Source organism: Haloferax sp. KTX1 (assembly GCF_902410085.1).
In the GTDB taxonomy this organism is placed as follows: domain Archaea; phylum Halobacteriota; class Halobacteria; order Halobacteriales; family Haloferacaceae; genus Haloferax; species Haloferax massiliensis.
In genome coordinates this window covers 1-405 of the sequence record NZ_CABPRH010000300.1, presented here as the reverse complement: position 1 = coordinate 405, position 405 = coordinate 1, and the positions used below count along the sequence as shown (strand labels likewise).

Annotated in this window: 1 protein-coding gene; it reads left to right on the top strand. The window is 60.2% G+C overall.

The window, feature by feature from the left end:
* Positions 1-405, top strand: a 405-nt coding sequence (locus FY251_RS21935) for a hypothetical protein (RefSeq protein WP_369333712.1), incomplete at both ends; no start/stop codon positions are given.

The following is a 405-nucleotide window of genomic DNA, read 5'->3' as shown; positions in this document are numbered from 1 at the left end:
ACCGTAGGAGAAATGAGACGCAGTCTAACGACCGGCGTGTCGGCCGGTCACTCTGGATGGGAGAGCACCGGCGTGGGCAGACAACGCTGGACTTCGCGATCGGTATGAGCCTGTTTCTGAGTGTCCTGATATTCATTTTCCTGTTCATTCCGGGGTTGTTGTCGCCGTTTTCTGCGGGGGTTCAGGAGGAGACAGTCACGACCGACAGAGTCGCCGATGGGCTCACAATGGGGATGCTCGGTTCGCCACAGCAGCCGTACGTCCTAGACGAACACTGTACTCGGGAGTTCTTCGCTGGGAACGCACCACCGTCAGGATGTGGCTACGAGTCAGGCGGGAGTGCGGAGGAACGGGTCGGGCTCGACCCGGCTCGGGAGAACGTGAACGTCACAATCCGGGGGAACG